This is a genomic window from Shewanella sp. HL-SH4 (assembly GCF_051164845.1).
Taxonomy (GTDB): Bacteria; Pseudomonadota; Gammaproteobacteria; order Enterobacterales; family Shewanellaceae; genus Shewanella; species Shewanella glacialimarina.
In genome coordinates this window covers 2,871,986-2,888,028 of record NZ_CP195037.1, presented here as the reverse complement: position 1 = coordinate 2,888,028, position 16,043 = coordinate 2,871,986, and the positions used below count along the sequence as shown (strand labels likewise).

9 protein-coding genes are annotated in these 16,043 nt (G+C 41.1%); 5 read left to right on the top strand and 4 right to left on the bottom strand.

The features are described 5' to 3' along the window. The first annotated feature begins 534 nt into the window (after window positions 1-534). A complete protein-coding gene (locus ACRWQL_RS13615) occupies window positions 535-1,746 on the top strand; it encodes a porin (protein ID WP_434950518.1) in 1,212 nt (403 codons plus the stop codon). Between the two features lie 131 nt (window positions 1,747-1,877). On the opposite strand, the gene ACRWQL_RS13610 is transcribed toward ACRWQL_RS13615, so the two are convergent. Beyond that, window positions 1,878-2,303: a CBS domain-containing protein gene (locus ACRWQL_RS13610; RefSeq protein WP_434939081.1), complete on the bottom strand. Its 426-nt coding sequence runs from the start codon at window positions 2,301-2,303 to the stop codon at window positions 1,878-1,880. Window positions 2,304-2,688: 385 nt separating this feature from the next. Here ACRWQL_RS13610 and ACRWQL_RS13605 point away from each other — a divergent pair, with 385 nt between their 5' ends. From ACRWQL_RS13605 to ACRWQL_RS13595, 3 genes are all read left to right on the top strand, one after another. Next, window positions 2,689-3,987 carry a sensor domain-containing diguanylate cyclase gene (locus ACRWQL_RS13605; RefSeq protein ID WP_434950516.1) on the top strand — a complete coding sequence of 433 codons (1,299 nt, stop codon included), beginning with the start codon at window positions 2,689-2,691 and terminating at the stop codon, window positions 3,985-3,987. A 575-nt stretch (window positions 3,988-4,562) separates the two neighbouring features. Next, window positions 4,563-6,836 (top strand): catalase/peroxidase HPI, encoded by a 2,274-nt coding sequence (katG, locus tag ACRWQL_RS13600; protein WP_434950514.1) that lies wholly within the window; start codon window positions 4,563-4,565, stop codon window positions 6,834-6,836. 429 nt (window positions 6,837-7,265) lie between these two features. Continuing rightward, complete coding sequence (locus ACRWQL_RS13595; protein ID WP_434950512.1) at window positions 7,266-9,173, top strand: methyl-accepting chemotaxis protein; 1,908 nt, start codon at window positions 7,266-7,268, stop codon at window positions 9,171-9,173. Window positions 9,174-9,357: 184 nt separating this feature from the next. Here ACRWQL_RS13595 and ACRWQL_RS13590 read toward each other — a convergent pair whose 3' ends face one another. Next, window positions 9,358-11,547, bottom strand: coding sequence for a malate synthase G (locus ACRWQL_RS13590; RefSeq protein WP_434950510.1), 2,190 nt, complete (start codon window positions 11,545-11,547; stop codon window positions 9,358-9,360). Window positions 11,548-11,844: 297 nt separating this feature from the next. After that, window positions 11,845-12,795, bottom strand: coding sequence for a LysR family transcriptional regulator (locus tag ACRWQL_RS13585; protein ID WP_434950508.1), 951 nt, complete (start codon window positions 12,793-12,795; stop codon window positions 11,845-11,847). Between the two features lie 109 nt (window positions 12,796-12,904). Here ACRWQL_RS13585 and ACRWQL_RS13580 point away from each other — a divergent pair, with 109 nt between their 5' ends. Further along, on the top strand, window positions 12,905-14,485 hold the full coding sequence (locus tag ACRWQL_RS13580; RefSeq protein ID WP_434950507.1) for an isocitrate lyase: 1,581 nt from the start codon (window positions 12,905-12,907) through the stop codon (window positions 14,483-14,485). A gap of 339 nt (window positions 14,486-14,824) precedes the next feature. Here ACRWQL_RS13580 and ACRWQL_RS13575 read toward each other — a convergent pair whose 3' ends face one another. Then, window positions 14,825-15,760, bottom strand: coding sequence for an AraC family transcriptional regulator (locus tag ACRWQL_RS13575; RefSeq protein WP_434950505.1), 936 nt, complete (start codon window positions 15,758-15,760; stop codon window positions 14,825-14,827). Window positions 15,761-16,043: the final 283 nt, after the last annotated feature.

The window sequence follows — 16,043 nt, the reverse complement described above, 5'->3', positions numbered from 1 at the left end:
TAAATAATAAGGTATTTCTAGGGGCTGTTGATATTTAAAAGCTCAATTTGGACACTGATGGGGAAATCTTCATATTATCACTTAATCCCGTTAGCCAAAAAGCCACAATGAAAGCCACAATCTTGGCGCAAACATCACCCCAATAAGCGCAACTATTTGACTGATAAACTGAGCAACACGGTCAACTTATTTTGATCACGAATAATCCTAAGCTAGCATAAAGTTAATTACCCTAGTGATTCAAAGAATAATAAGGTCATTATCTAACCTCATATATTTCTGAATCCCTACACTACAAAAAACAATGTTATTTCAATGTAACTATTGTTCCCACAGTGTTTCAATGGTGTTTTTATAGCATTCAATTCTGTTTATCATCGGTTAATGGGTTAGAAATTGTGATGTTTATCGCCTGCAATCATGTTTTTTGTCTTGGAGGGATTGTGCATCCTTTGCTAATCTCAAATCCAACTAACAAAGACATAAAATCACGAGGTGCAGCTTGCCGCCTCAAATTACAAGGTTAATCACCCAATGAAAACCACACTTTTAGCTACCGCGCTTTCAGCACTGTTTATTGTCCCGACTGTTTCAGCTATAGAAATTTATAAAGATGATAAAAATGCTGTCGAAATTGGCGGCTTTGTTGACGCCCGAATAATTAATACTCAGGGTGAAACTGAAGTGGTTAATGGCGCCTCACGTATTAACTTTGGCTTTGATCGTCAATTAACCCACGGCTGGAGTGCTTTTACTAAATTAGAGTGGGGTGTTAACCCTGTTGGTAACAGCGATATTGTTTATAATAACCGTTTTGAATCTGTCCAAGATGAGTTCTTTTATAATCGTTTAGGTTATGTCGGGCTTGAGCATGACGACTACGGCACGCTAACCATAGGTAAGCAATGGGGTGCCTGGTACGATGTGGTTTATAACACTAACTACGGTTTCGTTTGGGACGGTAATGCCGCTGGCGTATACACCTATAACAAAGATGATGGCGCTGTAAACGGTGTTGGCCGTGGTGACAAAACCGTTCAATATCGCAATGCTTTTGGTGATTTCAGCTTTGCCGTTCAAACGCAGCTTAAAAACAGCAGCTTCTATACTTGTGATACAAGCGAAGAAATTAGCCAGGCTGATTGTGAAGCGCTATTTCAAAATGGTGACAAAGCAGCCCAGCAAGTTGACTTTAACTACACCTATGGCGGCTCTGTAACCTATAGTGCAACTGACATGCTAACATTTACCGCAGGTATTAACCGTGGTGAGTTTGATGTTCAATTTGGCAATGGCGAACAGACAACCGCTATCGACCTTATTTACGGTGCAGGTGTCACCTGGGGCAACTTTGACAATGATGGCCTTTATGCTGCGGCTAACTATAACAAACAAGAAAATCATGACACCGATAACATAGGTCGTTTAATCAAAGACGCCTACGGTGTCGAATCATTGTTATCGTACAAGTTTGAAAACGGTTTACGTCCATTCATATCGTATAATATTTTAAATGCTGGTAGTGACTATGTTATTCAACCTAACTTTAACGCCGATCCAAACGACGTGTTTAAGCGCCAGTTCGTGGTAATGGGTTTACACTATGTATGGGATACCAACACAGTGTTATATGTTGAAGGTCGCAAAGATTTCAGTGACTTTACTAGCGCCGATCAAGAACAAGAAGCCAGAATGTCGCTATCAGAAGAAGATGGTATCGCCATAGGTATTCGTTATACCTTGTAATAGGTTAAACCTGAAGCTTAGTTTTAAAAAAACGGCTCAGTTTTAAACAAACAGTTCAGTACTAAACAAGAAGCCCGAAGTGAAAACTTCGGGCTTCTTTAATAGAATCAAACAAATAAAAAATAGTTAACTTACTTTTGCGTCAACAATAGCCGCTGGCACAATTTAACAAAATCCGACGAGGTAACAATACCTAGCACCTTGTTTTGATTATCAACCACAGGTAAGCAGCCTAACTTGTTATCAATAAAATATTGCACCACCACTGTTAGCGGTTCATCTAGGCCTAACTTTTCTGGATGATTTTCCATTACATCTGCAATCGGGGTATAACGCTCTTTTCTATCTAACGCGCCTTGGCCATATTTATTAAGCATGGTTAACACACTGGCAATCATCCTTTTGTGTGTCAGCATCCCTATAAATTGGCCATTCGTTTCAGAAATCACTGGCAGATGGCGAACATTACGACTTTGCATCAGCTCATGGGCATCTTTAAGGCTGGCCTCATTCGAAATACAAACAGGATTTGGGGTCATGATATCGCATACTTTCATGGTATTACTCCTTTACCGATTTATGCTTAAAGATTAGTCAAAATAATACTCAATAGCGAGAGAAAGCGCTGTCATAGTATTTAAAAATAACCGATTAAATAAAAAAGCTGCTAAAAATTAATCTCATCATAGCCATCTACACAATCAGACAACAATAAACTGATTAAAAGCATCTTAGATGTTCAAAGAATAGAGTAACACGAAGGAATTAGTCGGTTGTGTTTAATAAATAGAACCAATACACTTTCAGACATATAAAGCGGCATGATTATGTTCATCATGGCAGGTCACATTTGCACACGCTATTTGTAAAGTAGTTGCAATTTCATCTAACACAAAAAGTTTATGCTTGCTTCATTGCATTGCAACTCTTGTAAGGTTAATCATGGCAACACCACCACAAAACAAGCAAATTAACATCAATAAATTAATTGAAACACCACAAACGGGTGTTATAAGACTTGATAGAAATTTTGCTATCGTCGCCATTGATGATGTAATTGAAGCGTTATTGCTCTTATTCTTACCAGTAAAACCAATCAAACAACCACTTGGCGAAAGTCACCTATGTGGAAAACAATGGCTTGATATCATAGGCCCGCTTCAAGCCTCGCCACAAGGCACCCCCTGGTTGCAAGCTAATCAAACCCAGTCTGATCAAACATCACAGTTAAAATTAATCAATAACCAAATTGATATGACATTATCTTTGCGTTATTCACCTGTATTTGATCATCACAGCAACCTACTTGAAATGCTGATATTTATTGTTGTTGCTAAATCAAAACAGCAAATTGAAAAAGATCTAAAAAATGAACAAGCCTTTTACCGTGCAGTTGTAGATGATATGCCTGCCTTGATATATCGCTACACCACAGAAGGTATAGTCACCCTAGCCAATGCGGCAGTATGCAGTTATTTTGGCGCAAAAGCGGATGATATTATAGGTATGAGTATCTATGATGTTATGGATGCTGAAAATATCGACAGAGCTAAAAATCACCTAGCCAGTATTACAGTTGAAAACCCAATTTTGGCGCATGAACACAGTGGTACTGACAGTGTTGGAAACAGAAAATGGTTTCAATGGACCGACAGATTAATTCTTTCAGATGATGGCCAGCCACTCGGTTATCAAGGGATTGGACTTGACCTAACAGAACGAAAAATGTACGAAGAAGAACTATTAGAGTTAGCATCAACCGATATGCTAACAGGCTTATTAAATCGACGTCAGTGCATTCTTTTGGGTAAGCAGGCATTACTCAGTTGCCGACAAGAAAATCATTCATTCTCATTATTAATCATAGATCTCGATTTATTTAAAAACGTCAATGACAGTTTGGGCCATCTTGCTGGCGACCATGTTTTGCAAAAATTTGCGGCTTTATGTACCAATATACTTGATGAAAGTAACATTATCGGGCGTTATGGCGGCGAAGAATTCATCATAATATTACCGAAAACTAATCTTAAACAAGCACTTGTAATTGCCGAAAATCTACGCAAAAAAGTTGAAGCAATGGAGATTAGCTTAGATAAACATCAATTCAACATCACCATTAGTGTAGGAATAGCCGCCAGTAATGACAGCTTACCTAACTCACTCAACAGCTTGCTTGCAAGTGCTGATGAAGCACTTTACAAAGCTAAAGCAACGGGTAGAAATAAAGTAGCATACTAAGCGAGCACTCATTAGCAATGAGTGCCACTAGTATTCATACTAGCACAAGTCATTGTTTTACAATATTATTTATAACTTTCACAAAACAGCTAAAACCGGTTATTGTCCGGAAACGCAAAATGCTATCAAAACGAAAAAATAGCCAAGTAACCTCCATCAGGGTCTAACCTAGCTACCTCACTGTCGTTAACACTACTCTTAAACACACATCTTTAAAGCCCTAGCCCTGCTGATCTTTGTGAGTGCATTTCAAATAACAAATTAGATGTGAGTCAGTTTTTAAAAAGCGACTTTATTGCCACTGATTAAACCCTATCCCCACGTTTTACAAAGCACTACCAACGTGATGCCATGACTTATGTTGACCTATATCATCTTTTTTTCAGATTAGAACAATCGTTTTTATTCGCCCCAACAATTTAAGAACTTCCTTATACTGTAATTTCTCAGTCATATTGCAGTAACCTAATTTTGGTCAACAAGCACACAACGTATCCGCTTGAATACTTAGGCTTACTGCTTTGGGATTCATTATTTTACACAAAGTGAACATGATTCAACTCAAGGGAATAAACATGAAACCACAAATATTCAATAAAAAAGTCATTACAGTGCTGGTCAGTATGGCGCTGATATCTGGCTCAGCTATAGCCAGTGATGGCGGCAAAGCAGAAATGACCAAGCCTCAAGGCGCAATAGGCACAGGCAGTGCTATTGCCAACCAGGCAAAAACCAATCAATTTTGGTGGCCTAAACAACTTAATTTATCAGCACTGCGTGACCATGACAGTCGCTCAAACCCTTATGGGGCTGACTTTGACTATGCTAAAGCGTTCAACAGTTTAGATCTTGATAAATTGAAACTAGACATTAACGCGCTACTGACAACATCTCAAGATTGGTGGCCTGCTGACTTTGGCAATTATGGCCCCTTCTTCATCCGTATGACGTGGCACAGTGCAGGTACTTACCGAACCCTTGATGGTCGTGGTGGTGCAGGTGGTGGACAACAACGTTTTGAGCCATTAAACAGCTGGCCAGATAACGGTAATTTAGACAAAGCACGTCGATTACTTTGGCCAATTAAAATGAAGTACGGTGAAGCACTATCATGGTCAGACTTAATCGTGCTTGCCGGTAATGTGTCGCTTGAAAACATGGGCTTTAAAACCTACGGTTTTGCTGGTGGACGTAGTGACGATTGGGAACCAGACATGGTTTATTGGGGACCAGAGGTAGAAATGCTCGCCAGCGATCGTGAGGATCGAGACGGCAAATTACAACGCCCACTGGGTGCGACTCACATGGGGTTAATTTACGTCAACCCAGAAGGCCCAAAAGGCGTCCCCGATCCACTCGGTTCAGCTAAGAATATTCGTGTTGCTTTTGAACGTATGGCAATGAACGATGAAGAAACACTGGCACTGATTGCTGGCGGACACACCTTTGGTAAAATGCATGGTGCACACAAGCCAAAAGATTGTTTAGACCCAGAACCCGCTGCAGCAGGCATTGAAGAGCAAGGCCTAGGTTGGAAAAACAAATGTGGTAAGGGACATTCAGAAGACACTGTCACCAGTGGTTTAGAAGGTGCTTGGACTCAAGCCCCAACACAATGGACGTCATTATATTTAAGTAACTTACTTAACTTTGAATGGCAGCAAACTCGCAGCCCAGCAGGTGCTATTCAGTGGATACCAACTGATGAGTCATTGCATAAATCAGTGCCAGATGCCCATGTTGCCGGTAAATTTAACGCTCCAGTTATGACAACCGCAGACCTAGCGCTGAAGTATGATCCTGAATACCGTAAAATTGCAGAGCGTTTCTTAGCAGATCCAGAAGAATACCGCTTAGCCTTTGCTAAAGCCTGGTACAAACTGACTCACCGCGACATGGGACCTGCACGTAATTTCTATGGTAAAGAAGTCCCACAAGAAACCTTAATCTGGCAAGACCCAATTGATGATCAAACATTATCTAATCTTGATGAGTCGGGTATAAAAACGCTAAAAGGCAAAATTTTAGCCTCTGATTTAACCGTAGCAGAATTAGTCCGTGTTGCCTGGGGTTCTGCTGCAAGCTACCGTGATTCAGATATGCGTGGTGGTGCAAATGGTGCCCGTATTGCACTTGCACCGCAAAAAGATTGGGCCGTTAATAACCCAGCTGAAACCGCTAAAGTGATTAAAACACTGACAGCGATTCAACAAGATTTTAACAACAGCTTCTTCAGTAAACGCAGTGTTTCATTAGCAGATTTAATTGTACTGGCTGGCTCAGCTGCAATTGAAAAAGCCGCTAAAGATGCAGGTTATACCGTCACAGTGCCATTTAATCCAGGTCGTGGTGATGCAACACAAGCCATGACAGATGTAAACTCATTTAATTTACTTGAGCTAACATCTGATGGCTTTAGAAACTACTTTGACAGTGAGCAAAGCTACAAGTCACCGGTGGAAATGTTAGTAGATAAAGCAGATCAACTTGCGCTATCTGTGCCAGAAATGACCGTACTGGTTGGTGGATTACGTGCATTAGATGCCAACTATCAAGGCGAAAAACATGGCGTATTGACCAAAACACCTGGCTTGCTAAATAATGACTTTTTCGTCAATTTGCTCGACATGTCAACAGTGTGGAAGCCATCGGCAGATGAGGGAATATACCAAGGTTTTGATCGTAAAACAGGCGAGCAAATTTGGACTGCTACTTCAGTAGACTTAATCTTTGGGTCTAACTCAGAGCTTCGCTCAATTGCTGAAGTGTATGCATTTGACACCTCAAAGCAAAAGTTTGTCAATGACTTTGTGACAGCCTGGACTAAGGTGATGAACCTAGACCGTTAAGCTTCACATTGTTGAAAAAGTGCTGACAACCTTTGTGTTGCAGCACTTTTTCATTAATCACTCGTCATACAATCACTCTGCATAGCACCCACTAAAATTAGCACTAGAAACTCTCTCCACAACTGATTCAATAAGAACCAAGAGGCTTACGGCTTATAACGTAAACCAGACCCGCCAAACCAACACCTAAGAAACTCTTCGGCAACAAAAAAAATCACAATGACAACACTAAATTAACACAAGCAAATCAATTACCTACATTTTAACCACCCGGGTATTTACTACATAAAAATAACTGTTTATTTAAAAAAACAATACGATAATCACTAATAATCGCAACAATGAAGCCGATATAATAAACAATTAAAATTTGGGTCAACCTAAACCACAAACACGCTTTCAGTTTGCAGTGTGTAGGAGTCAATATTCATGAGTTTTCTGTCGACATTATCCATTCGAAATAAATTAATCACTGCCATGCTACTGGCGGTAATAGCATCAACCAGCATAGTGGCTTATGTCGGACAAACTAGTGCTAAAAACGTACTGTCCACAAGGTTAGAGCAATCAGACATGCCTAACTTATTGCAGCGTATTCGTAACGCTATTGATGGTGAAATTAACCAAATGAGAGTAATGACTCAATCAATTGCTTCAAATAGCATGATCAAAATGTGGCTCGATAAAGGCGCAAGTGTTGAAGGTGAGAAACACCTCATCCAATACTTGAAGCAAACAGCAAGTGATAATGGTTTTAGCAATGCCTCATTTACTGATTACGACCAGCAAAGGCATTGGAATACAAATGGTTTCTTAAGGGTGCTCAAGCCAGATCATGATAAGTGGTTTTTTAACTTTAAAGACAGTGGTAAAACAGAATCAACCAGCATCTATAAAGATAGCAAAGGGTCCACTGATATTTACATAAACTACCAACAACCCAATGGCTTCGGCATTGCTGGAGTATCTAAGTCATTTGATGAAATGGTGGATTACCTCAACGGCTTTCAAATAGAACAATCTGGCTTTGTTTATCTTGTCGATGGTAATGGTGTTATCAAGGTGCACCCGAATATCGATTACAAGACTAAACAAACCATTGCCGATTTATATCCTTCTATTAATAGCAATCAACTGGTAAATAAAAGTGACTTCGCCTCAGCTATGGTTGGTCAAGAGCTTATTGCATCAAGCTACATAGCAAGTTTAGACTGGTACATAGTTGCCCAAGTGCCGTTAGAAGAGCTTTATGCAGGACTAGATGAATCGCGTAATAACATCATCATCACCTTTATGATAATTGCCGCATTATTTACACTTATTAGTATTTATTTGGGTAACAGCTTAGTGCGTCCGATAAATCAACTGGCAAATACCTTTAAAGAACTGGGTGAAGGCGAAGGGGATTTAACGCAACGACTTAATGAAAATGGCAACGAAGAAATGCGCCGTTTAGCACAAGGCTTCAATGCTTTTATCAATAAGTTACACAATGTCATTCAAGAGCTTGCTACGACTACCTTTGATGTTAACAGCGCATCGCAGCAAGTCTATAAAGATGCGCTGCACTCGACAAAACTCACTGAGGTTCAGCGTAATGGAGCCCATCAAGTGTCGGTAGCCATTAACGAAATGGGCAGCACTATTGCTGAAATCGCTAACAATGCTTCTGTTGCAGCACAATCAACCACCGAAGCGACTCAAAAAGCACAGCGCGCGCAAATTGTAGTAGAAGAGTCAAATTCAACTATTAATGACATGGCCACAAACATGGAAAGTGTGTCGACTAATATTGTGATCTTAGCCGAAAAAAGTGATGCGATTTCAAGCGTGTTAGATGTGATTAGAGCGATTTCAGAACAAACTAATTTACTGGCGTTAAACGCCGCTATTGAAGCAGCTCGCGCAGGTGAACAAGGTCGAGGTTTTGCCGTGGTTGCCGATGAAGTACGCAATCTTGCTAAACGTACCAGCGATTCTACCGATGAAATTCATAAGATGATCTCTGAATTACAAAATGGCGCTAAGGCAGCGGTATCATCGGTACATCAGGGCCGCGAGCAGGCCAAACTAGGCGTTCAAGCGTCGCAAAGAACTCATCAAGCTCTTGAAGAAATCGCCGCTAATGTGATACACATTTCAGAGTTAAATATTCAGATTGCCGCCGCCACTGAAGAGCAGTCAGCGGTGATCAACGAGATTAATCAACATGTGGTTAATATTAGTGACAGCAGTGACAGCAGCGCCCAAGCTTCAGCCAGTATTGAAGGCTCTAGCGAGGCACTAAAGTCAATGGCAAATGCTTTAGATGGTTTGGTAAAACGCTTTAAACTCTAATCAGTAAGGGCTATTGAATCTAGTGATAGGTGATGGTGCATAACGGATAAACGGTATTACTGATAACTATTGCCAATTTGAAGCTTAAAAAACATTCGACCACAAAAAAGCCCTAATCTTTGTAAGATCAGGGCTTATTTATTGCGTGACTACATACACTCAGAGCCAGTATTAACCGTAAAGATTAACCGGCTTTAGCTAGAATGCGATAAGCATGTAGTAAAGGCTCTGTGTAACCAGAAGGCTGAGATTTACCTTTAAAAATCAGATCACATGCCGCTTTAAAGGCGATGCCGTCAAAGTTAGGCGCCATATTAGTGTACAGCGGGTCCCCTGCATTTTGCGTATCAACCACAGCGGCCATTTTTTTCAACGCCGCCATCACTTGCTCTTCACTGCATATTCCATGCTCAAGCCAGTTGGTTAAATATTGCGATGAAATGCGCAAGGTTGCTCTGTCTTCCATCAAGCCGACATTATTAATATCAGGCACTTTTGAGCAACCCACTCCTTGATCAATCCAGCGCACAACATAGCCTAAAATACCTTGGGCATTATTTTCTAGTTCAAAAGCAATTTGCTCATTGGTAAGTGTTACCCCTTCAGCAAGTAAAGGAATAGTCAACAAACTGTCAATGCTAGCACGTGGGCGTTGCTTAATTTTTTGCTGAACCTCTGCCACATTAATTTGGTGATAATGAGTAGAATGCAGCACGGCACCATTTGGCGACGGCACCCATGCGGTGTTTGCACCCGCTTTAGGATGAGCCATTTTTTGCTCAAGCATAGCAGCCATTTCATCTGGCATTGGCCACATGCCTTTACCGATTTGAGCGCGACCTTGTAAGCCACATTCAAGCCCAATATCGACATTCCAATCTTCGTAAGCACTGATCCACTTTTGCTGCTTCATCACAGATTTAGGCACAAACGCGCCCGCTAGCATTGAGGTATGCAGCTCATCACCCGTACGGTCAAGAAAGCCGGTATTAATAAACACCACGCGATCTTTCGCAGCCCTAATACACTCTTTCAAATTAAGTGTCGTTCTGCGCTCTTCATCCATAATGCCGACCTTAATAGTATTACGCGGAAGCTTGAGCGCATCTTCTATCTTAGTAAACAGGTCACAGGTAAATTGCACTTCTTCAGGGCCATGCATTTTAGGTTTTACAATATTCACCGAACCTTTGCGGCTATTACTACGACCATTATTGTTGCCTTTAAGGTCATGCATAGCAGCAAGCACAGTGATCATGCCATCAAGTATTCCCTCAGGCACTTGGTTGCCATTTTTATCCAGCACAGCATCAATGGTCATCAAGTGACCCACATTGCGCACAAATAGCAAACTTCTACCGGGTAAAGTGACTGTTTTTAGATCAGCATTCTGGTTGGCATTAGCAGCGGTATAGACGCGATCATCATTGAGCTCTCTAACGATCTCTTTACCATTCTTAGTCAGCGAAGCAGATAAATTACCTTGCATCAAACCTAACCAATTGCGATAAATTTCAACCTTGTCTTCAGCATCAACGGCGGCGACAGAGTCCTCACAGTCCATAATGGTGGTAACAGCGGCTTCAACCAGCAAGTCTTTAACGCCAGCGCGATCGCTGCCACCAATAACACTGCTTGAGTCAATTTGAATTTCGATATGCAAACCATTATTAACTAACAAAATAGCACTTGGTGCATCAGCACTACCTTGGTAACCAACACACTTTTCTGGCTGGGCTAAGGTTGTAGTCGAGCCGTCAGTTAATTGCACCCGTAACACACCCGCGTCGAGGTAATAACGGGTCACATCGGCATGGCTGCCTTGTGCTAAGGGCGAAGCGGTATCTAAGTGCTGTTTGGCAAAAGCGATAACTTTGCTGCCGCGTACCGGGTTGTATTGTTTAGTAAGCTCCGCGCCACCTTCTTCAGATATCGCGTCAGTACCATATAGCGCATCATACAGGCTACCCCAACGTGCATTGGCTGCGTTAAGCGCAAAGCGCGCATTTTTAACTGGCACTACAAGCTGTGGCCCAGCTTGCGCTGCTATTTCATGGTCTACATTTTCAGTGCGAACTTGAAAAGCCTCACCCTCAGGCACCAGGTAACCTATTTCAGATAAAAAAGCTTTATATGCTGCAGGGTCAAAATCTTTGGTGGGGTTTTCAATATGCCATCGATCAATTTGCTGTTGTAGTTGTTGTCTTTTTTCTAACAGCTTCACATTAACGGGCGAAAACTCGTTAATAATATCCTCAAATTTAGCCCAGAAGGTTGCTGAATCAATGCCAGTACCCGGGCAAATATCACTGTCGACCAGTTGCCACAATGCTTGCGCTATTTGTAATCCACCTACTTGAATACGTGCTGTCATTTTATATCCCTACCTTAATTTCTGTGCGTTGACCGTAAACCTAGCCTTAAATCATCGCGCTAAATCATAGTCCCAAATCATTAGCCTTAAATCATTGGCCATAAATCATTAGCCCAAACTGATGCCACTATTAACAGCTTACTGTTCATACGCAGTAATTCTTTACTCTATATCAAAGTTATCTTATTTATCCAATTTATACTCATTATCACCACTATTCACCAAAGATATGGCAAAATGGGGTTTTTTGGTTAATTTACAACATATACGTAACTAAAAATCACAATATCAATAATATTAAACATCGCCTCTATTTATCTCTTCTGCGGTTTTAGTGATTAGTTGACGCATCCACTGATGGGCTGGATTATGCTGAAGCAAAGGGCTCCAAGCCATAGTCAATGCAATGGGTTGGATAATAAAAGGCGGCGGAACAATACTCACCCGATCATTATTGTTGTGATGACGTGCCATCTTACTTGGTATGGTTGCGATCAAATCCTGTTGCTCAGCTAACAAACAAGCGGCTTGATAATGGCGAGTAAAAACGGTGATCTGGCGTTTAACCCCAATTCGCGTTAATGCTTCATCTACCCAGCCTAAACGCTGAACATCATCAGGGTTCATCCCTACCCCAACGCCCATCCCTGTTTTACTCACCCACACATGCTTAGCCTTTAAATAACTGTCTAAAGAAAACCTCTTTAAAACAGGATTATTCTTACTAATCAAACAGCTAAAATCATCGCTCCACAATACTTTTTGATGAAATGATTGCGGAATACTGTCAAAACGGTTTATCACCATATCGACTCTTCCTTGTTCTACATCAGGGAAACTAACATCACTTGGGGTCATGATATCTAAAATGATGTTGGGTGCTTGAGTACGAAGCTTGGCTATTAGCGGCGGAATTAACGTCGCTTCAGCATAATCACTTGCCATAACACGGAAGACTTTATCACTTTCCAGTGGATCAAATTTGGCGCGTGGTTGTACGGCTTTTTCCAGCCCAATAATCAACTCACTGATGATGGGTTGTAATTCATTTGCACGTTCGGTCGGCGTCATACCCTGACTCGTGCGAATAAGTAACGGATCATCAAACAAGTTTCGTAAGCGTTTTAGGCCGTTACTCATTGCAGGCTGGCTGATCCCAAGCTGGTCTGCCGCTTTAGTCACGTTTCTTTCACGTAGTAAAACATCTAAATAAACAAGGAGGTTCAAGTCGATACGAGACACATTCATATGGTGAATACCGAAAATAGTAAGTATAAATTAGGCTTATTTAACCAAATCTAACTATGATTATCAACGTAATCAATTGCCGCTAATCTATTTGTTAAGGAATAAACACATGACTCACTACAAAAATAATATCGATGAAGCTGCCACCTTGATTAATTCGGAAGGTAGTGCATGGAATGCCATCAACCCAGAGTCAGTCGCTCGTATGCGTCTACAAAATCGCTTTAAGACTGGGTTAGACATCGCAAAGTACACTGCCAAGATCATGCGTGAAGACATGGACAACTACGATAAGGACTCATCGCAGTACACCCAGTCATTAGGTTGCTGGCATGGTTTTATCGCCCAACAAAAAATGATCTCGATTAAAAAACACCTTTTAACCACTAAGCGTCGTTACCTATACCTTTCAGGTTGGATGGTCGCTGCACTACGCAGTGAGTTTGGTCCATTACCTGACCAATCTATGCATGAAAAGACCTCTGTTGCTGCCTTGATTAAAGAGCTATACACCTTCCTACGTCAAGCTGATGCCCGTGAACTAGGTGGTCTTTTCCGCGAATTAGATAATGCTAAAGAGTCAGATAAAGCTGCGATTCAACACAAAATTGAAAACTTCGAAACCCATGTTGTACCTATTATTGCTGACATTGATGCTGGCTTTGGTAACGAAGAAGCCACTTACTTGATGGCAAAACAGATGATTGAAGCGGGTGCTTGTTGTATTCAATTAGAAAACCAAGTGTCAGATGTAAAACAGTGTGGCCACCAAGATGGTAAAGTCACCGTGCCACATGTTGAGTTTTTAGCAAAAATTAACGCGGTTCGTTATGCATTTTTAGAACTTGGTATCGATGACGGCGTGATTGTTGCGCGTACCGATTCATTAGGTGCAGGTTTAACGCAAAAAATTGCTGTAACCAAAGAAGCTGGCGACTTAGGCGATTTATACAATAGCTTCCTTGAAGTTGAAGCGGTTGATGCTGCAAAACTTGAAAATGGTGACGTGGTATTCAAGCAAGGTGGCAAACTGGTGAAACCGGCTCGTCTACCAAATGGCTTATTTAAGTTCCGTGCTGGTACGGGTGAAGAACGTTGTGTACTTGACTGTATTACTTCATTGCAAAATGGCGCTGATTTATTGTGGATTGAAACTGAAAAGCCGCATGTATCTCAAATCGGTGGCATGGTTAACGAAATCCGTAAAGTTATTCCTAATGCTAAGCTTGTGTATAACAACTCGCCATCGTTTAACTGGACGCTTAACTTCCGTCAGCAAGTATTTGATGCGATGCAAAAAGCAGGACAAGACGTATCAGCTTACGACCGCGCTCAATTAATGAGTGTTGATTACGATACCACTGAGCTTGCTATCCAAGCTGATGAAAAAATTCGTACTTTCCAATCTGACTCGGCACGTGAAGCAGGTATTTTCCATCACCTTATTACACTACCGACTTACCATACAGCAGCACTGTCTACCGACAACTTGGCTAAAGAATACTTCGGTGACCAAGGCATGTTGGGTTATGTTGCCAATGTTCAACGTAAGGAAATCCGTCAAGGTATCGCCTGTGTTAAACATCAAAACATGGCTGGTTCAGATATGGGTGATGCACATAAAGAGTACTTCTCTGGTGACCAAGCACTTAAAGCGTCTGGTAAAGACAACACAATGAACCAGTTCTAAGACCGCTTTTATAAACTGCTGTAGTAGACTGATTTTATAGACTGATTTTGTAATAGTGCATTACAACAATAGTGACTAGCTTAAGTGATGTTTTTGAAGTGGACATCGCCGACAGCGAAAGCTAAACCCAAAAGGCCTGCTTAAAATAAGCAGGCCTTTTTATGTTTCACGTATAGGTAAAATCGTAGCGGTAACACCTTTCCCCTTTGATCTTTGCCCTTTGCCCTTTGCCCTTTGCCCTTTGCCCTTTGCAGCAGTATTTCAAATATACAAACAGCAATAATCATCAATGTTCATGTTATTGTGTTTAACAACGTTAGCCTTAGCGCCACTTTGCCACTACTGCTTAAACGACATAACCTTAACTTTAACTCTAATTTCCATCTCAACATAACCATCCACTCTGGCGTCATTCAGATAATGCTCTAACATCGGAAAATTATCAGGCTCAAAGCCGCTATTTGGCAACCAATCAGAATACAAACTCAGCTGAGCTTGAATAGCCTCTTCAGGTGCGCCTTTAAAATACACCACCGCATACTTGCCTTCGGGAATTTCAGTTGTCGTAAACGGTGAATTAACGTCTAAGCTATCAGCAATCACTATCGCAGCATCGTAACGGCACTTATCTACTGGCGTCACTGTTGGGTTGTCATAGGCAAACGCAAAGCGTTGTTGCTCATCGTGTTTAATGCCATTGTTAGCAGCCCACTCTATAAGCTTGTCCCAAGTGGCAAAAATCGACTCAGGTTGATAACCTCGCGCCGAACTCAACATACACACCCGTTGGCTAACAAAGTCTTTTACTTCCACTTTCATATTTATATCCTTCACATTGGCGTTATTCATCACCTCATTGGTAATGCGACTAGGATACAAATCTGCGGGGCAAAACACTTTTCCATACTTGCGGTATATTTTTCCAATCTTGCTATCTTTTACTTTGTCTGGGTTTCTAATTTCAGACGGACTAAACCCAAAATAAAGTTTTACCGCCTTAGAAAAATTAGCACTGGATGAAAAACCACAGTCTAACGCCACCTGAGTGATTGACAATTCCGTATTAAAAATCAACATATTGGCAGCTCTTTCAAGCTTACGCCGACCAATGTAATCATTTACAGTCTCGCCCATAATGGCAGAAAAAATACGATGGAAATGATAAGGGGAAAAATAGCTCACTTTCGCCACTTCCGTTAGCGAAATGCTGTCGGTCAAATTAGCCTCAATATACTGAAGCACCCGATCTATTCGTATCTGGTATTCTTTATTCATAGGCTCCACGAGTTCCCGAGCATTAAGTAAGCAGGCATTTAAAAGACAGGCAGTAAAATAACAGGCACTAACGGGCTTTATTCTGCCACAACACACGCCAACTTACCCAGCAGATAAAACCAACCGATTAACACAACACATTCAGCCATTCATTTACTACCATCAATTAGGATACAAATTAATACAAGTCATTATTCTACAATGACATTTTTGTACTTATTATCACATAAACAGTAAATATTGATTGATAGCAGTAAACAAAATCGGTTACTGTCTGAATACA

Bases quoted from the DNA above. Each gene is read 5' to 3' on its own strand.
- ACRWQL_RS13610 (WP_434939081.1), bottom strand. From the start codon at position 2,303: ATGAAAGTATGCGATATCATGACCCCAAATCCTGTTTGTATTTCGAAT.
- katG (WP_434950514.1), top strand. From the start codon at position 4,563: ATGAAACCACAAATATTCAATAAAAAAGTCATTACAGTGCTGGTCAGT.
- ACRWQL_RS13595 (WP_434950512.1), top strand. From the start codon at position 7,266: ATGAGTTTTCTGTCGACATTATCCATTCGAAATAAATTAATCACTGCC.
- ACRWQL_RS13615 (WP_434950518.1), top strand. From the start codon at position 535: ATGAAAACCACACTTTTAGCTACCGCGCTTTCAGCACTGTTTATTGTC.
- ACRWQL_RS13575 (WP_434950505.1), bottom strand. From the start codon at position 15,760: ATGAATAAAGAATACCAGATACGAATAGATCGGGTGCTTCAGTATATT.
- ACRWQL_RS13590 (WP_434950510.1), bottom strand. From the start codon at position 11,547: ATGACAGCACGTATTCAAGTAGGTGGATTACAAATAGCGCAAGCATTG.
- ACRWQL_RS13580 (WP_434950507.1), top strand. From the start codon at position 12,905: ATGACTCACTACAAAAATAATATCGATGAAGCTGCCACCTTGATTAAT.
- ACRWQL_RS13605 (WP_434950516.1), top strand. From the start codon at position 2,689: ATGGCAACACCACCACAAAACAAGCAAATTAACATCAATAAATTAATT.
- ACRWQL_RS13585 (WP_434950508.1), bottom strand. From the start codon at position 12,795: ATGAATGTGTCTCGTATCGACTTGAACCTCCTTGTTTATTTAGATGTT.